We start from the raw sequence: 18,559 nt of genomic DNA, 5'->3' as shown, positions 1-18,559 counted from the left end.
TATGGAATAAATATGGCTACGCAACCAACTCAAGACGCAGTACCAAGTGAATCTCCTCGCGACCTTAAGTTCAACGCAGGGAAAATTGACGAGTTCGTCACTTCGATGGGATGGACCTACACTGATCGCTTTGGTGTGAAACACTACACCATTGAGGGAATGAACTATCTTTCTCAGCAGGCCATGGCCGCCTATGGTTACGTGATTCTTACCGGGAAGACCTTCACCACCGGCGCGACTATCAACAACCCAAATGAGGTGCTGCTGAACACTGCCGACGGCGAATATTACAAATGGACTGGTTCGTTTGCATCCGGCCCGAAAGTAGTTCCGGCCAATTCAACACCAGCCAGCACTGGTGGTATTGCGCCTGGAGCGTGGATCGGAGTAGGGGATGCTTCTCTGCGTGCTGCGCTGGCGGCTACAAGTGGTGCCGGGTTGGTTGGATTGTCGGTAGGATCTGTCTATCCTGCTGGTACAGTCGGTTCTGCCATTCAATACCGCACCCCTCAGATGTATGGTATTGAACCAAGCACCACAAACATCATTGGCTCCGGTCTGGATGCTATGTTTGCCGCGGGCGGGGATATTCGTTTCGAGAAGCCGGGTACATATCTTACAGATCGTGCTTGGGTATTGCGCTCAGGTACGCGATTATGGATTGGCGCAGGTGTTATTCTTAAAGCTGTTGATAGTTACAACGGCAATATTCTTCAGAATTACAGCTACGCCGTTAACGCCGGTGCGGGAACAGCAGACGACTTCATTGAAGTTTGGGGGCCGGGTACCATTGATTTTAATGGTCTGGCAAAAGGATTTAATGGCACCGGGAGCATGGCTTCAGTATTCAAAAACGTAACCACGTTACGTATCGGTGGCGGCATTCTCGTTCGCAACGCCCGTAAATACTGTTGGCTGATAGCTAAAATTCAGAATTTGCATGTAGATGGTCTGCGTTTTAATACCATCTCAGACGGTATTCATTTACAGAATCCTTGTCAGAATGTTTACATCAGAAACCTAAGCGGTGTAACAGGCGATGATATGTGCGCTCTCACAGTGGGAGACTATCCGTCTTACGACATCAGTGAGCCAGGTGATTTCTCTAACGTAGATATCGCTGGGATTTATAGCCTGAACCAGGCCAACGATGAAGGAACGACAACTACAACGCTTTTGACCTTCGGTGGCGACGGGTCCGGGGTTTATGTGCGCATGAAAATTGCTGGCTTGTATGGCAACACTAATCACGCTGTGGCACGATTTAATGCTGACACCAACGGCTTGACATATACAAAGGTCAATAATTTACATGTTAGCGAAATTTATGCAGTTCCTAACCCTGCAAACGCCTACCCAATCATAGAAATTAATGACCGTGGATATGGTGCTTCTCCTAACTTATATGGAGTGGAGATTGACGATTTAACCATTGAGAATGTTTATACTCGAAACGACGTAGCGCCCGTTGTTGGTATTTCAGGTACATACGGGACGATGGTGCATCAGTTAACTATAAACAATGGTCCACGTAATGGCCTTGGGTTGGTAGCGCTGAACAATGCCAACACTACATTCTGTGAAACACTAATCATCAACAACTGTCGAACAATCTTTCCTGTAAATGCCAATTCATCACTCGTTCAGAATAGAGGCGTTTTAGGGCAGGTTTTCTTGAATAATATCCAGGCTTCTTTCACTGATACTACTCAAGGGAGAGTTTATCGAGGTATTGGAAATAATAGCCTTACGAAGATGCACGTAAACAACCTAACCCAATTGCGCGGGCTTGCAGCTTTCTACTCAACTGCCGCAATGGCTACACAACCGGAAATTTATATCAGCAATGCAACATTTGATGGAAGCACAGGCGTTGTCGATCTAACTGGGACTACAGCTAAAGTTTACTGTAGAAACGTAAAAGCACCGATTGCTTCTGGGTTCGTTCCATTTTCATCGAATGCTGGAACATACTACATAAGTGGTGATGTTGATACCGATGGTTCTAATACTTTAGCGACATCAAATGCTGGAACTATCAGGTTAATGCGGGGGATTCACAACATAGCTTGTGACTTAACAAAATTAACATCCGTTGATAACTCAGGGTGCTATAATTCTAACGCTAGCCTGTCGTGTGGTGTTGGTATGGTAAACGTGCAGAATAAGATATGGAAACATATCTATACTGCGGCCACTTATACCAGTAGCATTTAAACATACCCCCCCCTGCAGATTATGTGGGGGGGGGCTTTCAAAAACTATTTACACTCTGTCTTCGTGAAATCAAACACAATAGTTGAGCTTTTTTTATCAATTAAAATGTTATAGTTATTAGAGTTTCTGACATTTTCAAATGTACATAAACTCGATTTAAGCGACATGTGATAATCAAAGCTTTGAAATTTTTTATCCAAATCGAAATGCATCATTTGGGTATGGCCCCACACCCATTGATTATTTATTGTCGGCTGTATAAGTTTTGAAATTATTGGATATTTTTTTGCTGCCATCCTAACTTCTGGTGACAACGACACTCCACCTTTGAAAGCAATAAATTCATAACTGCTCAAGCCAAGGCTGTTTAAGTCAGACATCATTAATTGAATTATCGCATTCTCATACTTTTCTTGATTGTTAAGTGAGTTCGCGTAAGCATAGGCAACCCCTAAAGAGTATAGGGCGTAGACTGTAAATAAAATACCGCATAATGATTTATAAAGCTTTGTGCGAGAGAAGGCCCAGGTGGAAAGAACCGCAAAGAAGAAGCACGCAGTTCCAAATGCCATTAGAACCCTGGGAGATAGTACTGGGTCCCTCAGGAGCATCATGGGTCCTGTTATCATGCACAAAACTGCAAATGGAGAAAATACAATGACTAAAAGCTTCATTATTTTCTCAGGCTTAGAGTAACTGCATTTAACAAGCGAGATCTTTATTAACGCAATTAAAGATAATGTTAACACCACTACACAAAAGATTATAAATGGTGTGGTAACAACAAGACTTATTAATTTTCCAAATTCGTAAATATTGCGTGATATAACCGTTAAGGCATCATTTATTCCTGAAGTTGCAAGTTCACTATGTCTTAAATTATAACTGCCAACTAAAAAATATGGTGAAATGAAAGTTGAATATATAAGATAACTAATACCTAATCCGCCAATGGATGCTACTATTGATAACAATCCATTGCGAGTTTCGCCTAATCTGAATAGATTTAATACGTATAAAATAGCGAATATTATATATATATTAATTGATGCCTGATAGATGCACAAAATTAAAATTACAGAAATGAGGCAATATAGAAATTGTTTTTTTAATTTTACCGATTTGAATGCAAAAGGAATTATTGCACACAACACGGATATCGACATTGGGAAAGCATCGTATTTATATGATATATTCTCCAACAAGAATGGACTTGAAATTGCAACCATTGAAATTATGGCAGCAACGTACCCATCAAATTCAGTGAGAAATGCTTTTGCAGAAAAGTAAACACTCAGCGATAAGATGCTCAAGGCAAGCAATTGCGGTAGTGGAGATATGTCTGGCAACTGAGGCCCAAAGCTCAAAGATAGGAATAAAAGATCAGCAAGAGGCCTGCCGTTCTCAGACCACTTTGAATATCCGTAAATAGAACGACCTAAATCATCAACGTAATAGTGACTTGATAAGATAATTGGTAAGAAGAATATCAATGATATAAGCAATATCATTGAAAAAAGCTTTTTGTCTAAATTGAAACGAAGCATTTTAACACCTTAAGACTTGTTTGTTGGTTCATCATTTTTGATGATGTATCGCGGTCTTCCCTTAACTTCAACATAAATCCTTCCGATATACTCCCCAAGAACACCTATGCCTATCAACTGAATCCCACCAAGGAAAAGTATTGAAACAAGCATTGATGGATAGCCGCGAACCGGGTTACCGAAAGCAATCGTGTCAATTATCATCCATGCCCCGTATACGAAAGCTAGGCTTGCAACAATTAAACCAATATATGTCCACATGCGCAGCGGGAACGTAGAGAAGCTGGTGATCCCCTCAAGTGCAAGGTTCCACAACTTCCATCCATTGAATTTAGAATCCCCAGCAATACGCTGTGCTCGGGCATATTCAACGACATCTGTGCGGCCACCAACCCAGCTCAAAACGCCCTTCATAAACAGATTTCGCTCTGGCATTAGTTTGATGTTCTCAACCACCTGACGAGACATCAAGCGGAAGTCACCAACGTTTTCCTCGATCTGCGGGTTACTGATTTTATTGTGGAGCTTATAGAACCATTCAGCGGTCTTACGCTTCAGCCTTCCATCTGTGGAGCGGTCAGTACGTTTAGCCAGCACCATATCTGCCCCAGCTTGCCACTTCTCAATCAGGTGTGGAATGACCTCTATTGGGTCCTGCAAGTCAACATCAATTGGGATTATTGCCTCACCGGTTGCATGGTCCAGGCCAGCGAATAGCGCAGGCTCTTTACCGAAGTTTCTTGTGAATGACAGCGGGACAACAAGCGGATCTGAAACAGCAAGCGCGTTAATAATTGATTCTGTAGCGTCTTTGCTGCCATCGTTTATGAAGACTAACTCGACTTCCTGCTGCTGAAGCCCTTCAAACTCCCGCACCGTTTTATAGAAGATTGGAATCGCTTCCTCTTCATTAAATACCGGAACGACCAGAGAAATTTTCATTTCGCATCCCTAAAGACAATGAACTTTGAGTATATAAATCCGGCAACAAGACTAAATGCCGAGAAAGCTATGAGAGTTACAACTGGTGGGGCACCAATAGAATCTGCAGCGTATCCGATTAGTGCAGCCATAATGCCCATGAATAATACGAATGCAACATAGCGCCCAGATGTAGCCTGAGAATTGAATGTCCACTTTGCATTTGCATAAAAACTGAACGTCACAGCAATGCAGAACGCAATTAAGTTCGCAACGGCCTGCGTAGCCCCAAAAAAATGCATGAGTGCACCGAAACACAACCAGTGAAGAGCAGTGTTGACAACCCCCACAGAAACATAGCGAGTAAATAGCTTTAACATTAGAAAAATCAGTCAATTCTGAAAGGCCTGAAGTGTAGCATCAGATGATCACTTGATCGACCCTCAATATTGACGATACTGTATTTATATACAGCTTAATTTGTGAGGTAAACATGCCAGGAACAGCAGATATTTGCGCCCCCTTTGTAGCGGTCGCAGAGCCATCCCTTCCTCCTTCTGCAAGTATCGTTGAAACGCAGGAAGGCTTTGATGTCATTGATAAAGCATTGTCATTCAATCGCGGAGATACATTGCTGATCTGGTTTTGCGGGCGCCAGCAGCACGCCTATTGGGCGGGTAGCGCGCTTATCACGGATGTTGGCGAAGCCATCGAAGGAGATGCGCTGGATGACGTTCGCCTGGTTGGTGTAGTTACCCATACCATTCACCGGGTGTACACAGACGAAAATCCCTTCATGTAGTATTCAAAGTGAGCAATCAGCACTTTTTCTCCGGAAATTTACAAATACCAAAAAACCAATAGCGTTACAGGGTTAGAAACGAAGCGGCCAGGAAGTAGCCACTCAGGAACAAACGGCCATCTTGATCAGTATCTCGGTTAAAACTACTGTATATAAAAACAGTATCAGAGGTATGCATCATGGAGTTCTTCAGACCGGCAGAATTACGCGAAATTATTGCTATCCCGCTGTTCAGCGATTTGGTGCAATGCGGGTTCCCCAGCCCGGCTGCTGATTACGTTGAGCAGCGCATCGATCTCAATGAGTTGCTAGTGTCCCATCCCAGTTCGACGTATTTCGTTAAGGCGGCCGGCGACTCAATGATTGAGGCCGGGATCAGCGACGGCGATCTGCTGGTGGTAGATAGCTCGCGCACAGCTGAGCATGGAGATATCGTAATCGCCGCGGTAGATGGAGAGTTCACTGTTAAGCGTCTGCAGTTACGCCCAACCGTTCAACTGATTCCCATGAACAGCGCTTACTCGCCGATTATTGTCGGTAGCGAGGACACTCTCGACGTGTTCGGCGTCGTGACTTTCATCGTTAAATCTGCGAGCTGAATATGTTTGCGCTCTGTGATGTGAATTCGTTCTACGCATCATGCGAGACGGTGTTCAGGCCAGATCTGAGAGGGCGCCCAGTTGTCGTTCTCTCGAATAACGATGGCTGTGTAATCGCACGCAGCGCCGAGGCCAAAGCCGCTGGAATTACAATGGGGGAGCCATTCTTCAAGCAAAAGGACCTATTCCGGCGCGCTGGAGTTGTTTGCTTCAGTAGCAATTACGAGCTTTACGCTGACATGTCGAACCGGGTAATGACGACGCTGGAGGAAATGAGCCCTCGCGTCGAAATCTACAGTATCGATGAAGCTTTTTGTGACCTGACTGGCGTTCGCAACTGCCGGGACCTTACAGAGTTCGGCAAAGAAATTCGCGCTACCGTTCTGAAGCGGACACACCTTACAGTTGGTGTTGGCATTGCCCAGACAAAAACACTCGCCAAGCTGGCAAACCACGCCGCCAAAAAATGGCAGCGCCAGACGGGCGGGGTAGTGGACCTGTCCAATATCGATCGCCAGCGCCGACTCCTTGCCCTGGTCCCCGTTGAGGATGTGTGGGGCGTGGGCAGGCGCATCAGTAAGAAGCTCAACGCTATGGGCATTAAAACGGCTCTGGACCTCTCAGAACAAAGCACATGGATTATTAGGAAGCACTTTAACGTGGTACTCGAGCGAACGGTCCGTGAGTTGCGCGGCGAGCCATGTCTTGATCTGGAAGAGTTTGCACCGGCAAAGCAGGAAATCGTCTGCAGCCGGTCATTCGGCGAACGCGTGACCGAATACGAACAGATGCGCCAGGCAATCTGCAGCTATGCCGCGCGCGGCGCCGAGAAGCTACGCGGGGAGCATCAGTATTGCCGGTACATATCGGCGTTTGTGAAAACGTCACCATTTGCCCTGAACGAACCATATTACGGCAACAGTGCATCCGTGAAGCTGCTGACCCCGACGCAGGATAGCCGCGACATAATCAATGCGGCCACACGTTGCTTGGATGCAATATGGAAGGATGGTCACCGGTACCAGAAAGCCGGCATTATGCTGGGTGACTTTTTCAGCCATGGCGTGGCTCAACTCAACTTGTTCGATGAGAACGCGCCGCGCGAAGACAGCGCGCAGCTGATGCAGATCCTTGACCAGCTCAATGCCAAAGGAGGAAAGGGCACACTCTACTTTGCAGGGCAGGGAATTCAGCAACAATGGCAGATGAAGCGAGAAATGCTTTCTCCGCGGTATACGACCCGCTTCCAGGATTTATTAATTGTTAAATAAATGCAGGACATTATGGTCAAAATAAAGTATCTTATTCAGGCACTTATAAATACTTAAATGGAATTGATATGTTAAAACCTATTCTCGCATTAGCAGTTCTTACCTTATCTGGGTGTGCAATTATCCAAGAGCCTCCAAAACATGGCACTCCTGACGCTGTATATACGACTAAGAGCGATGCAAAAAGCGTTGCATTATGCATTGCTGATGTCTTTGCAGATTACGACCCTTTCATCAAAGCTCGCTATAAAGAAGAATTCTGGGGTTATAAAATTAATTATTCCGCCGGGCAATATGGCGAAGCTGAAATTTACAAGAAAAATAACGTTACCACTGTGAATTATTTTGGTCAGAATAATTCAGACAAGAAAATGGTAAAGCATCTTAAAGACGGCATCCAAAAATGTGTAAATAAGGTGTACGACATGTCTCCAGTGGGTGGTAAGCAGCCAGATGGAAGCGTAAAACTCTGGTAATATCTGTCAGGATATCACTGAATATTATCAATCAATTCAGCACCCTGATTTTTTGGATTACCAACGGCACGCGACACTGCGTGCCAGATAAACTTGTCGGCGGCCACTGTGCCGTCGGCAATTATTTCCTCAACTTCTTTCCCGCCTACGTCCTGACGCATCCATTCCCTTGCAGCTTCTGGCGACAGAACCAGCGGTCGGCGGTCATGTATATCGACCAGGCCTTTGTCAGCTGCAGACGTCACAATCAGGAAGCCTTCCGCTTCATCACCGCGTTCGAACGGCGTGCTGCCGATCGCTGCCATGAATATTGGATGCCCGTCGGCCCTGTGGATGAAGTAGGGCTGTTTCTTGTCGCCTTCCTTCTTCCATTCGAACCATCCATCCGCAAAACAGATAGCCCGGCCATGCTGCCAGAGAGGTTTGAACATTCTGCTGGTGGCCGCCGTCTCGACGCGCGCGTTAATCAGTGGGGCTTTATCCCACCACCCTGGCGCGTATGACCACAGGACAGGATCAAGATGCAGCTGCTCGTCTCGTTCGCTCAGCAGCAGGACTTTGGTACCGGGCGCGACGTTGTACCGGCCAATAGGTTCAGGGTCATAGGCGATGTCGCGATCGCCTTCGTCGGCCAGGTAAGCCAGGTATTCTTCACGGGTTTGGGCTTGTGCAAAACGTCCACACATAGAAACCTCCAGCCAGATGTCAGACTGAAAGTATAGGGCAGGGAGAAAAAACAGGTGCGCACCGAAACTTTATGATTTTGAAGCAGGGGCATCATGATGGAAGTCAGCGAGGCGGTAAAGCGGGGCTTCGTGAAACTGGAAGGAGCTACGCAAAGTTTGGCGGTGGGGCATGGATGGGACACAAAACAGCACTCGCTCTAAGGTGAACTTAGACGACTGATGTTTTCGACGACTCTAACCATCTGTTATTTGGTGCGCTCTTGGACGATCTTTGTCGATTATGAAAAATGTATGCTCATGTGATGGGCATGCAGGTTTAAGCCTTTTATCTTCGCTGGCAGCCGCAGCGCTTTAATGCCACAATATTTTTTTCTTCGAAAGCAGGAAAGATGATGAAAAAAATAGCAATTGCTGGCGCGCTGCTGGCACTGACCGGGTGCGTACAGGTCGATAACTATCAGGATGTGATCAAGCATCCTGTCCCGGCGCATCTGGCGGGATACTGGCAGTCAAAAGGACCGCAGAGTAGCCTGGTCAGTCCTGAAGCGATTGCCACGCTGGTGGTGACCGAAGAGGGCGATACGCTGGACTGCCGACAGTGGCAGCGCGTGATTGCCGTGCCGGGTAAAATCATGCTGCGTTCAGACAGCTACTACAACGTTACCCGCAAGCTGGATATCTATCCGCTGGAGCGCGATGGCGCGACGCTTGAGTATGACGGGATGGAGCTGCAGAAGGTTGACCGCCCAACGGTGGAATGTGCTGATTACCTGAGCAAAAACCCGCTGGAGAGTAAACTACCGTAGCCGTTTGTTGCCGGGTAAGCGTCAGCGCCACCCGGCATTGTTTCTACAGCGCATCTTCTATTACCCAAACGCTGACACTCCCTCCATTACAGGTAAAGGTGCCTTCGCCATCTGCCGCGGTGGTGACCGTTTCTTCGCGATTGCCGAGGAAATCACGCCACGTTTTGTCGCCGTAATTTTCCCCAAGACAAATCACTTTCTCGCCGTCGTCGCCGTTCGACATCACTACCACACAGCCGGGATCGTCTTCCGTACCGCTGCGGCTGAAGGCGATGCAGTTAGGATGGTCAAAAAACAGGGTCTGCACGCCGTGGGCAAAACGCTGCCGGGCGAGGATCAGTTCGTGAAGCTGCTCAATGACCGGCATGTCGATGTGGTAGGTCTCGCCATCTCCACCCGTATCGTCATAGCTCGCCCCGAAGAGATCCGGATAAAACACGCTCGGCACGCCGTTTTCCCGCAGCAGGATCAACGCATACGCCAGCGGTTTAAACCAGGCTTCTACCGGTGCTTCCAGCGCCTGCAAAGGTTGGGTGTCGTGGTTAGCGACGAGAGTGACCGCATGGAACGGATCCGCCTCCACCAGCGTACCGGTGAAGATCTGGCTCATGTCATAATCCCGTCCCTGACGAGACGCTTCGTGGAATTTCATCTGCAGGGGAGCATCAAAGAGCATGGTTTTACCGTCGACCTGGTCAATATAGGCCTGCAGCTTATCCACCTCATGGGACCAGTATTCCGCCACAATAAACAGCGGCTGGTCAGCGACGTCCTGGACATGCTCAATCCACTCTTTGTAAAACCAGGCGGGAATGTGTTTCACCGCGTCCAGACGAAAACCGTTACAGCCCGTCTGTTCCATCACCCAGCGGGCCCAGTATTTGATCTCTTCGGTGACCGCGTGATTGCGAAAATCAATATTCTCGCCCATCAGATAATCGAAGTTACCCATCTCATCATCAACCTGATCGTTCCAGCCTTCGCCGGTGTAGTCGTTGACGATTTTAAAAATGCCGTCTTCATCCGGGTTTTCAATATGGTCCACGCCGCTGAAGCATTTGTAATCCCAGACGAATTGGGAATATTGCCCGGCACGGGCAGGGAAGGTGTAGCGGGTCCAGGCTTCACACTCAATGATTTCATCATCAATTTGCGTGCGGTCCTGCTCGTTCACGCGCTGAACGCGGACAGGTTCTTTCTCGTCTGCCCCCATCTTGTGGTTCACCACGACGTCCAGCAGCACGGCGATATCATTGCTTTTCAGCGCCTCTATGGCCTCCAGCAGCTGCGCTTTGTCACCGTATTTCGTGGCAATACTGCCTTTCTGGTCAAATTCGCCGAGATCGAACAGATCGTATGAGTCATAGCCAACCGAATACCCGCCGGACGCACCTTTATACGCGGGGGGAAGCCAGATCATATTGATGCCGATTTCATTAAGATTAGGGGCTAACGCCGTGACTTCGCGCCACAATTCACCGCCAGCAGGGTAATACCAGTGAAAACATTGTAAAAGTGTTGGGTTGCGCATGCACCATCTCCATGAGGTCGCGAGACTCAAGTATGGCGCAGGTTTGGCAGAAATGCTGGCGTACGAAACGGTTAATGCTCGTACGCCAGTAAAATGGCTAACTTATATCGCTATTACTTTGCGGAACCAGGACATGGCCGCCTTGATTACCGTAGGTGGAGAGAACGGTTTTCTGGATGGAGGATTGCCCAACTAGCTTCGCCAGCTCATCCATTCTGGCTTGCAGCAATGTTTTTACCTGGCCTTCGTTGTCCAGGATCACCCGCAGCGTCGGGCGAAGCTGCTCCTGAATCTGCATCGAAGGTTCACTTTCCTGAGTGAGACGAGCCAGTGAGTGCACCGCATTAACATAGTCGGTTTCACAGATGATCAGATCATCCCATAGCCCCTGCCGGGCCAGTCGCAACATCAACTGGCTCTGCTCAAGGAGTTGCTGATAAAGGGTATAGAGCTGCGGTGCATTACTCATTAGACGGCGTCCTGGACAAGAGTTGGAATACCTGCTGCCTCCTTCCATCCATCCGCAATATTGCGCAGTAAATTCTCCACCTCTTCGATGGCACTGGCATCATTGCGAAGGTTGGCCTGCAGAAGTCGACGAACCATATAGGCATAGAGAGCTATCAGGTTCTGTGTTAGCTCGTCTTTACTCTCTTCATCCAATCCGACCTTCAGGCCATTTTCGATGATATTAATCGCTTTGGAGAGCGCCAGTCCTTTTGCCGGGATATTGCCGTCTTGCAGGAACAGACGCGCGCGAACTAGCGCGCTGAGGGCTCCATCAAATAGCATGATAACCAGATGTTGCTGGCTGGCGCTCATCACCGCGCTTTCAACTTCTATTTTTGCGTAGGCTTGCGTGCCTTTTGCGCCGTACATGTTATCCCCCTCGGGTCTGATTAACGGTTACTACTTGTTGGAAGACGTATTTTCAAACTGTTGTGTTAGGTAGCTGCTGGTGGAGTTCAGGGAGTTCATCATGACGTCCAACTGCGTAAACTGTTCTTTATAACGTGCTACCATAGTGTCGATGCGATCGCTGGCTGCGTTATATTGCTTGGTTAAATTGTTAAGCGTTTTGCTGACGCCATCTTTGGCGGCCTGAATGATGCCGGTGCTGGAAAGCCAACCTGTCAGGTTTGTACCCACGGAGGTGGTGATACCAGATGTTTTACCGTCGCCGACCAGCAGATCTTTGATACCGGCCGCGCTGTTTTTCATTGCCTCGTTAAGCTTGTCATTATCAACTTCCAGCTTGCCGGTGCTCGGATCGGTGGTAATCCCCGCCTGGGCCAGCGTTTTGATATTGGAACTGGAGAGAGGGTTGTTAAGAACGCTTTTTAACTGGGTTTGAATAGTGCGCAGGGTACTGTCACCTAACAACGCGCCGTTGCTGTTACTCTGTGCGTCTGAGCCTGCATCCACCGCTGTATATTTTGTCAGGCTGCTAAAGGTGTCTTGCAGAGAATTATATGCAGTAACCCAGTCATTAATCGCTTTGGTTGCTTTGCTGGTGTCGTTGGTGATGGTTAATGTCTGGTTGCCGCTCGTAATATCATTCAGATTTAGCGTGATATCTTCCAGCGCATCGCTGATTGTGTTACTGCTGTTTTCAATGTCGACGTTGTTTACCTTCAACATTGCATTTTGCGCGTTAACGCTTTCCAGCATGCCGTTGCTGGCATCACCTTTCGTGCCGTTGTAACCCATAAAGGATTGCAGCGCCGAATCGCCGCTGACGCTGATGGTCATCGCATTGTCTTCGCCAGTCTCTTTAGAGGTAATGGACAGACGATACTCACCGTTTCCAACGTTAATAATACTGGCGCTTACGCCCGCATCCGCTTTATTGATTGCGTCGCGGATGCCGGTCAGAGACGAGTTTGCTGCGCTGATATCAATAGTGACGGGTTTCTTATCGCCGCCCTGCTGAATGGTGATCTTGCTGTCCGCGGTTGCAATCGCCGATTTGCTGTCGCTTTGCGTTTTAGATGTGGTCAGCGTTTGGGCCTGAGCGAGCTGCGACACGCTAATGGTGTATTTACCCGCGATTGCGCTGCCGGTGGTGGTTGCGCTAAACGCCGTTGAGCTGCTGACAGTGGTGGTTGCAGTAAAGAGGTCCGCTTTACTTAAAGCAGTATTCGCCGTCTGGAAGGACTCCAGAGCACTTTTCAACGTGCCGTAGGCGCTCAGTTTTGCTGTGTAGGAAGACTGCTGTTTAGTGATTGGCGTTAACTGAGCCTTCTGTGCAGCGGTAAGACTATCCAGAATGTCTCCTAACTGCAGACCTGAGCCGACTCCCAACGTAGAAATACTTGCCATATTTATTCCTTAATGTAACGACACGTAGAACGAATAGTGGGGTTATCGGCCTCAACTCAGGAAAGTTTACGGTTAGATTCTTTTTTTTAATGGCGAGAATAGCGCTAATAGAGAAGAGTATTTCTGTGGCTAAAAAAAATGATGCGATCCTGAAAAAAATTCTAAAGGTTGTTTTGGACCAGACGATAACACCTTTGACGGCGATGAAGCCGAAGGGTGGAAACCCAAATCTAATCCACAGATTTGATGAACAACAGGAAACGAAATCATGGCACAAGTCATTAATACCAACAGCCTCTCGCTGATCACTCAGAACAACATCAACAAGAACCAGTCTTCAATGTCTACTGCCATTGAGCGTCTGTCATCCGGTCTGCGTATCAACAGCGCAAAAGATGACGCAGCTGGCCAGGCGATTGCTAACCGCTTCACCTCTAACATCAAAGGTCTGACCCAGGCTGCACGTAACGCCAACGACGGTATCTCCGTTGCGCAGACCACTGAAGGCGCACTGTCTGAAATAAACAACAACTTACAGCGTATCCGTGAACTGACCGTTCAGTCCTCTACTGGTACTAACTCCCAATCTGACCTGGACTCCATCCAGGACGAAATCAAATCCCGTCTGGATGAAATTGACCGCGTATCCGGTCAGACCCAGTTCAACGGCGTGAATGTGCTGGCAAAAGACGGTTCCATGAAAATTCAGGTTGGCGCGAACGATGGTCAGACCATCACTATCGACCTGAAACAAATCGACTCTAATACTCTGAAACTGAGCGGTTTTAACGTTAACGGTAAAGGTGGCGTAGCCAACGCAGTTGCAACTGCTGCTGATATGACCGCTGCTGGCTTTACTTTAGCTGGTAATACGTATACAGGTTCTGCAGGCTTTAAAGCTGCATCTTCTGCCGACGTATTGGGTAGCCTGGCAAATGGTGCAACCGTCACCAGTACTGGCACTGTTGCTGATGGTCTCTCAGGTGCAGCAAATACCTACACCTACGATAAAGCAAACGACAAGTTTACTTTTGGTGTAACAGGCGCAACCTCTGCTCAGGTTCTGAGCTATCTGAACCCAGCTGCGGGCGATACTACCTCAGCTACCGTTACTATCGGTACAACTAAACAAGACGTCATTATTGCTAAAGACGGTACTTTAACCGCTAAAGATGATGGTGCCGCTCTGTATCTGGATACTACCGGCAACCTGACCAAGAACAGCGCGGGTACCCCACCGGTTGCAACACTGGCTGGTCTGCAGGCTAACGGCGGTGGTACTGCGATTGCTTCTTCTATCACCACTGCATCTGGCGAAACCCTGACTCTGACAGGCGGTACGGCTGGTACTATCGATGTTACCAATGCCTCTATCAGCGCTGACAAACTGCAGAGCGGTGCCGCTGCAGCAGGTTACACCACATCTACCGGCTATACCGTTGATAACGCCGGTGCTGTTAAAAGCGGTGCTGCCGATGTTTATGTTGATAATGACGCTGCATTAACTACCACAAATACAGCTACTTATTTCGTTCAGACTGATGGCTCTATCACCAATGGTTCTGGCAAAGTTGCGCATAAAGATGCAAATGGTAAAATCACCACCGACGCTCAAACTGCTACCACTACCACTAAGGACCCACTGAAAGCCCTGGACGACGCTATCAGCTCCATCGATAAGTTCCGTTCTTCACTGGGTGCTATCCAGAACCGTCTGGATTCCGCGGTGACCAACCTGAACAACACTACCACCAACCTGTCTGAAGCGCAGTCCCGTATTCAGGACGCCGACTATGCGACCGAAGTGTCCAATATGTCTAAAGCGCAGATCATCCAGCAGGCGGGTAACTCCGTGTTGGCTAAAGCTAACCAGGTTCCTCAGCAGGTTCTGTCTCTGCTGCAGGGCTAATCGCCTGATAATGCTCAAACCCCGCTTCGGCGGGGTTTTTTATTTAGCGCTATTCGCATAACCCCCCAAATAACCCCTCATTTCACCCACTATTCACCCAATTGAAACCCCTGCAGAATCGGATAATCATGCCGATAACTCAATTAACGCAGGGCTGTTTATCGTGAATTCACTCTATACCGCTGAAGGTGTAATGGATAAACACTCGCTGTGGCAGCGTTATGTCCCGCTGGTGCGTCACGAAGCATTGCGCCTCCAGGTGCGTTTGCCGGCGAGCGTGGAACTTGACGATCTGCTACAGGCGGGCGGTATCGGGTTATTGAATGCAGTTGACCGATACGACGCTCTGCAAGGAACGGCATTTACGACTTACGCAGTTCAGCGTATTCGTGGTGCGATGCTGGACGAACTGCGCAGCCGTGACTGGGTGCCGCGAAGTGTTCGCCGCAACGCCCGCGAAGTGGCGCATGCGATGGGGCAGCTGGAACAGGAACTGGGACGCAACGCAACGGAAACCGAAGTGGCGGAACGTCTTGGCATTGCTGTTGAAGAGTATCGTCAGATGTTGCTCGATACCAATAATAGCCAACTCTTCTCTTATGACGAGTGGCGCGAAGAGCATGGCGATAGCATCGAGCTGGTGACGGATGAGCACCAGCAGGAAAACCCGTTACACCATTTAATGGAAGGGAATTTACGCCAGCGCGTAATGGAAGCGATTGAAGCGCTGCCTGAACGCGAACAGCTGGTGTTGACCCTTTATTATCAGGAAGAGCTTAATCTCAAAGAGATTGGCGCTGTTCTGGAGGTGGGGGAGTCGCGGGTGAGCCAGTTGCACAGCCAGGCCATTAAACGCTTACGAACCAAGCTGGGTAAGTTATAGGTGATTTTTTCACCCGAAAAATGCCGCACAACGTATTGACAACCAGGAGTTATCATGACGGTGCAGCAATCAAAAAGACGGCCTTTAAGCCGCTACCTGAAAGACTTTAAACACAGCCAGACGCATTGCGCCCACTGTAAGAAACTACTCGATCGTATCACGCTGGTTCGCCGTGGCGAGATCGTGAATAAAATCGCGATCTCTCGCCTCGACACGTTGATGGACGAAGCGGCGTGGCTCGAAGAGCAGAAAGAGTGGGTGGCGCTTTGCCGTTTCTGTGGCGATCTCCATTGCAAAGAGCAAAGCGACTTCTTCGACATTATCGGCTTCAAACAATTCCTGTTTGAACAAACGGAGATGAGCCACGGCACCGTGCGCGAATATGTGGTTCGCCTGCGCCGCCTTGGACAGCATCTGACCGTTAACAACATCTCTCGCGATCTGCTAAAAACCGGTTATCTGGATGAGAATCTGGAGCCGTGGCTGCCTGCCACCAGCACCAACAACTACCGTATTGCGCTGCGCAAGTATGCGCAATATAAGGTACAAATGCCGGGTGCGATGAAGCAGAAAGGCCACGCCGGAACAACTTCTGATATATATTAAAAAAGAATAAGATGTAGCGCAGTCGCCTTTGACGTCGCAGGCGATTTCTCTACACTACGTAAAAATTCTACGCTATCGGGGTATTTATGAAATTAGCACTTCTGGGTCGTCAGGCGTTGATGGGCGTTATGGCCGTGGCGCTGGTTGCGGGTATGAGCGTGAAAACGTTCGCTGCAGAAAATCTGCTGAACAAAGTAAAAGAGCGTGGAACGCTGCTGGTGGGGCTGGAAGGAACCTATCCTCCGTTCAGCTTCCAGGGCGACGACGGCAAACTGACCGGTTTTGAAGTGGAATTTGCCGAAGAACTGGCAAAACACCTCGGCGTGAAAGCCTCCCTGAAACCGACAAAATGGGACGGTATGCTGGCATCGCTGGATTCCAAACGCATTGACGTGGTGATTAACCAGGTGACCATTTCTGACGAGCGTAAGAAGAAGTATGACTTCTCCACGCCGTACACCGTGTCCGGTATTCAGGCGCTGGTGAAGAAAGGTAACGAAGGCACCATCAAAACCGCGGCCGACCTGAAAGGCAAAAAAGTGGGTGTCGGCCTGGGCACGAACTACGAAGAGTGGCTGCGCCAGAACGTTCAGGGCGTGGACATCCGTACCTATGATGATGACCCGACGAAATACCAGGATCTGCGCGTAGGCCGTATTGACGCCATTCTGGTTGACCGCCTGGCCGCGCTGGATCTGGTGAAGAAAACCAACAACACTCTGGCGGTTGCCGGTGATGCGTTCTCTCGTCAGGAATCCGGTGTTGCGGTCCGTAAAGGTAACGAAGACCTGGTGAAAGCGATCGACGCTGCGATTGCTGATATGCAAAAAGACGGCAGCCTGAAGGCGCTCTCCGAGAAGTGGTTCGGCGCAGACGTCACCAAATAAGTCTTTGACGTGAAAAAAAGGCGCTTTTAAAAGCGCCTTTTTTATTTCTTACGCGTCTGCGTGCATAATGAAAAATATCACATTTTGTCTGAGTTACCGGAGAACCCATGTCACTACAGAATTTAACGCGCTTTCCCCGCCTGGAGTTTATCGGCGCGCCGACTCCGCTGGAGTATCTGCCGCGATTTTCTGATTACGTAGGACGCGATATTTTCATTAAGCGCGATGACGTGACGCCGATGGCGATGGGGGGCAACAAGCTGCGTAAGCTGGAGTTTCTGGCCGCGGATGCACTGCGTGAAGGGGCGGACACGCTCATCACCGCCGGGGCAATCCAGTCCAACCACGTTCGTCAGACGGCGGCAGTGGCGGCGAAGCTTGGTCTCCATTGCGTGGCACTGCTGGAAAACCCAATTGGCACGCGGGCAGAAAACTATCTCACCAACGGTAATCGTCTGCTGCTGGATCTGTTTAATGTGCAGGTGGAGATGGTCGATGCGTTGACCGACCCGACTGCGCAGCTAGACGAACTGGCTACGCGCCTCGAAGCGCAGGGTTTCCGTCCTTATGTTATCCCTGTCGGCGGTTCGAATGCGTTGGGCGCGCTGGGTTATGTGGAAAGTGCGCTGGAGATCGCGCAGCAGTGTGAGGGGGCGGTGAGCCTCTCCTCCGTGGTTGTCGCGTCTGGCAGTGCGGGCACGCACGCCGGGCTGGCGGTGGGGCTGGAGCAGCTGATGCCCGAGGTGGAACTGATAGGCGTGACGGTGTCCCGCAGCGTTGCGGATCAAAAGCCGAAAGTGGTCACGTTACAGCAGGCGGTGGCAGAGCAGCTGGCGCTTAAGGCAAAAGCCGATATTCTGCTCTGGGATGACTATTTTGCGCCGGGCTACGGCACGCCTAATGAAGAGGGGATGGAGGCGGTTAAACTGCTGGCGCGCCTTGAGGGTATACTGCTTGATCCGGTTTATACGGGTAAAGCGATGGCCGGGCTTATAGATGGCATTACGCAGAAACGCTTTAAGGATGAAGGGCCGATTTTATTTGTGCACACCGGCGGGGCGCCCGCGCTGTTTGCTTATCATCCTCATGTCTAAAA

19 protein-coding genes are annotated in these 18,559 nt (G+C 49.1%); 10 read left to right on the top strand and 9 right to left on the bottom strand.

Going from position 1 to position 18,559, the window contains the following annotated elements; all coding sequences use genetic code 11:
- Nucleotides 1–12 precede the first annotated feature (12 nt).
- Nucleotides 13–2,217: a tail fiber/spike domain-containing protein gene (locus tag G0034_RS14345; RefSeq protein WP_108444031.1), complete on the top strand. Its 2,205-nt coding sequence runs from the start codon at nt 13–15 to the stop codon at nt 2,215–2,217.
- Between the two features lie 44 nt (nt 2,218–2,261).
- Here G0034_RS14345 and G0034_RS14340 read toward each other — a convergent pair whose 3' ends face one another.
- The 4 genes from G0034_RS14340 to G0034_RS14325 all read right to left on the bottom strand — a co-directional run bounded on the left by G0034_RS14340 (nt 2,262) and on the right by G0034_RS14325 (nt 5,445).
- Nucleotides 2,262–3,764 (bottom strand): glucosyltransferase domain-containing protein, encoded by a 1,503-nt coding sequence (locus tag G0034_RS14340; RefSeq protein ID WP_108444030.1) that lies wholly within the window; start codon nt 3,762–3,764, stop codon nt 2,262–2,264.
- Between the two features lie 9 nt (nt 3,765–3,773).
- A complete protein-coding gene (locus G0034_RS14335; protein WP_108444029.1) occupies nt 3,774–4,706 on the bottom strand; it encodes a glycosyltransferase family 2 protein in 933 nt (310 codons plus the stop codon).
- Nucleotides 4,703–5,065 (bottom strand): GtrA family protein, encoded by a 363-nt coding sequence (locus tag G0034_RS14330; RefSeq protein ID WP_108444028.1) that lies wholly within the window; start codon nt 5,063–5,065, stop codon nt 4,703–4,705. Before G0034_RS14330 ends, G0034_RS14335 begins: the two co-directional genes overlap by 4 nt.
- Before the next feature lie 230 nt (nt 5,066–5,295).
- The gene (locus G0034_RS14325) at nt 5,296–5,445 is read right to left on the bottom strand and encodes a hypothetical protein (protein WP_179121000.1); all 150 of its coding nucleotides are present in this window, start codon (nt 5,443–5,445) and stop codon (nt 5,296–5,298) included.
- A gap of 221 nt (nt 5,446–5,666) precedes the next feature.
- Here G0034_RS14325 and G0034_RS14320 point away from each other — a divergent pair, with 221 nt between their 5' ends.
- The 3 genes from G0034_RS14320 (at nt 5,667) to G0034_RS14310 (ending at nt 7,833) form a co-directional block, all read left to right on the top strand.
- Entirely contained in the window at nt 5,667–6,086 is a 420-nt protein-coding gene (locus G0034_RS14320; RefSeq protein WP_047361778.1) for a translesion error-prone DNA polymerase V autoproteolytic subunit, read from the top strand.
- A 2-nt stretch (nt 6,087–6,088) separates the two neighbouring features.
- Nucleotides 6,089–7,357, top strand: a complete 1,269-nt coding sequence (locus G0034_RS14315; RefSeq protein ID WP_047361776.1) for a Y-family DNA polymerase — start codon at nt 6,089–6,091, stop codon at nt 7,355–7,357.
- Between the two features lie 68 nt (nt 7,358–7,425).
- A complete protein-coding gene (locus G0034_RS14310; protein WP_047361774.1) occupies nt 7,426–7,833 on the top strand; it encodes a hypothetical protein in 408 nt (135 codons plus the stop codon).
- A 14-nt stretch (nt 7,834–7,847) separates the two neighbouring features.
- Here G0034_RS14310 and G0034_RS14305 read toward each other — a convergent pair whose 3' ends face one another.
- Complete coding sequence (locus tag G0034_RS14305) at nt 7,848–8,519, bottom strand: SOS response-associated peptidase (protein ID WP_179120999.1); 672 nt, start codon at nt 8,517–8,519, stop codon at nt 7,848–7,850.
- A gap of 392 nt (nt 8,520–8,911) precedes the next feature.
- On the opposite strand from G0034_RS14305, the gene yedD reads away from it, so the two are divergent.
- Nucleotides 8,912–9,325 carry a lipoprotein YedD gene (yedD, locus tag G0034_RS14300; protein WP_045135351.1) on the top strand — a complete coding sequence of 138 codons (414 nt, stop codon included), beginning with the start codon at nt 8,912–8,914 and terminating at the stop codon, nt 9,323–9,325.
- A gap of 43 nt (nt 9,326–9,368) precedes the next feature.
- On the opposite strand, the gene amyA is transcribed toward yedD, so the two are convergent.
- The 4 genes from amyA to fliD all read right to left on the bottom strand — a co-directional run bounded on the left by amyA (nt 9,369) and on the right by fliD (nt 13,178).
- Complete coding sequence (gene amyA / locus G0034_RS14295; RefSeq protein ID WP_045135352.1) at nt 9,369–10,856, bottom strand: alpha-amylase; 1,488 nt, start codon at nt 10,854–10,856, stop codon at nt 9,369–9,371.
- A 97-nt stretch (nt 10,857–10,953) separates the two neighbouring features.
- Nucleotides 10,954–11,325, bottom strand: coding sequence for a flagella biosynthesis regulatory protein FliT (gene fliT, locus G0034_RS14290; RefSeq protein ID WP_014884388.1), 372 nt, complete (start codon nt 11,323–11,325; stop codon nt 10,954–10,956).
- Nucleotides 11,325–11,735, bottom strand: coding sequence for a flagellar export chaperone FliS (fliS, locus tag G0034_RS14285; protein ID WP_047027682.1), 411 nt, complete (start codon nt 11,733–11,735; stop codon nt 11,325–11,327). The genes fliT and fliS overlap by 1 nt, the downstream gene beginning before the upstream one ends.
- A gap of 30 nt (nt 11,736–11,765) precedes the next feature.
- On the bottom strand, nt 11,766–13,178 hold the full coding sequence (gene fliD / locus G0034_RS14280) for a flagellar filament capping protein FliD (RefSeq protein WP_179120998.1): 1,413 nt from the start codon (nt 13,176–13,178) through the stop codon (nt 11,766–11,768).
- Between the two features lie 268 nt (nt 13,179–13,446).
- On the opposite strand from fliD, the gene G0034_RS14275 reads away from it, so the two are divergent.
- From G0034_RS14275 to dcyD, 5 genes are all read left to right on the top strand, one after another.
- Nucleotides 13,447–15,087, top strand: a complete 1,641-nt coding sequence (locus tag G0034_RS14275) for a FliC/FljB family flagellin (protein ID WP_071922100.1) — start codon at nt 13,447–13,449, stop codon at nt 15,085–15,087.
- Nucleotides 15,088–15,250: 163 nt separating this feature from the next.
- On the top strand, nt 15,251–15,970 hold the full coding sequence (locus G0034_RS14270; protein WP_014170714.1) for an RNA polymerase sigma factor FliA: 720 nt from the start codon (nt 15,251–15,253) through the stop codon (nt 15,968–15,970).
- A gap of 54 nt (nt 15,971–16,024) precedes the next feature.
- Entirely contained in the window at nt 16,025–16,576 is a 552-nt protein-coding gene (gene fliZ, locus G0034_RS14265) for a flagella biosynthesis regulatory protein FliZ (RefSeq protein ID WP_014884383.1), read from the top strand.
- Between the two features lie 86 nt (nt 16,577–16,662).
- A complete protein-coding gene (gene tcyJ / locus G0034_RS14260) occupies nt 16,663–17,463 on the top strand; it encodes a cystine ABC transporter substrate-binding protein (RefSeq protein WP_014884382.1) in 801 nt (266 codons plus the stop codon).
- A gap of 107 nt (nt 17,464–17,570) precedes the next feature.
- Nucleotides 17,571–18,557 (top strand): D-cysteine desulfhydrase, encoded by a 987-nt coding sequence (gene dcyD / locus G0034_RS14255; RefSeq protein WP_023330807.1) that lies wholly within the window; start codon nt 17,571–17,573, stop codon nt 18,555–18,557.
- The last annotated feature ends 2 nt before the right edge of the window (nt 18,558–18,559 follow it).

It is taken from the genome of Enterobacter sp. T2, assembly GCF_010692925.1.
Lineage (GTDB): Bacteria > Pseudomonadota > Gammaproteobacteria > Enterobacterales > Enterobacteriaceae > Enterobacter > Enterobacter kobei.
This window is presented reverse-complemented; position numbering and strand designations above follow the sequence as displayed.

Bases quoted from the DNA above. Each gene is read 5' to 3' on its own strand.
- G0034_RS14320 (WP_047361778.1), top strand. From the start codon at position 5,667: ATGGAGTTCTTCAGACCGGCAGAATTACGCGAAATTATTGCTATCCCG.
- fliT (WP_014884388.1), bottom strand. From the start codon at position 11,325: ATGAGTAATGCACCGCAGCTCTATACCCTTTATCAGCAACTCCTTGAG.
- G0034_RS14330 (WP_108444028.1), bottom strand. From the start codon at position 5,065: ATGTTAAAGCTATTTACTCGCTATGTTTCTGTGGGGGTTGTCAACACT.
- tcyJ (WP_014884382.1), top strand. From the start codon at position 16,663: ATGAAATTAGCACTTCTGGGTCGTCAGGCGTTGATGGGCGTTATGGCC.
- yedD (WP_045135351.1), top strand. From the start codon at position 8,912: ATGAAAAAAATAGCAATTGCTGGCGCGCTGCTGGCACTGACCGGGTGC.
- G0034_RS14310 (WP_047361774.1), top strand. From the start codon at position 7,426: ATGTTAAAACCTATTCTCGCATTAGCAGTTCTTACCTTATCTGGGTGT.
- dcyD (WP_023330807.1), top strand. From the start codon at position 17,571: ATGTCACTACAGAATTTAACGCGCTTTCCCCGCCTGGAGTTTATCGGC.
- G0034_RS14340 (WP_108444030.1), bottom strand. From the start codon at position 3,764: ATGCTTCGTTTCAATTTAGACAAAAAGCTTTTTTCAATGATATTGCTT.
- G0034_RS14275 (WP_071922100.1), top strand. From the start codon at position 13,447: ATGGCACAAGTCATTAATACCAACAGCCTCTCGCTGATCACTCAGAAC.
- G0034_RS14325 (WP_179121000.1), bottom strand. From the start codon at position 5,445: ATGGGTAACTACACCAACCAGGCGAACGTCATCCAGCGCATCTCCTTC.
- G0034_RS14305 (WP_179120999.1), bottom strand. From the start codon at position 8,519: ATGTGTGGACGTTTTGCACAAGCCCAAACCCGTGAAGAATACCTGGCT.
- amyA (WP_045135352.1), bottom strand. From the start codon at position 10,856: ATGCGCAACCCAACACTTTTACAATGTTTTCACTGGTATTACCCTGCT.
- G0034_RS14335 (WP_108444029.1), bottom strand. From the start codon at position 4,706: ATGAAAATTTCTCTGGTCGTTCCGGTATTTAATGAAGAGGAAGCGATT.
- G0034_RS14345 (WP_108444031.1), top strand. From the start codon at position 13: ATGGCTACGCAACCAACTCAAGACGCAGTACCAAGTGAATCTCCTCGC.
- G0034_RS14315 (WP_047361776.1), top strand. From the start codon at position 6,089: ATGTTTGCGCTCTGTGATGTGAATTCGTTCTACGCATCATGCGAGACG.
- fliS (WP_047027682.1), bottom strand. From the start codon at position 11,735: ATGTACGGCGCAAAAGGCACGCAAGCCTACGCAAAAATAGAAGTTGAA.
- fliZ (WP_014884383.1), top strand. From the start codon at position 16,025: ATGACGGTGCAGCAATCAAAAAGACGGCCTTTAAGCCGCTACCTGAAA.
- fliD (WP_179120998.1), bottom strand. From the start codon at position 13,178: ATGGCAAGTATTTCTACGTTGGGAGTCGGCTCAGGTCTGCAGTTAGGA.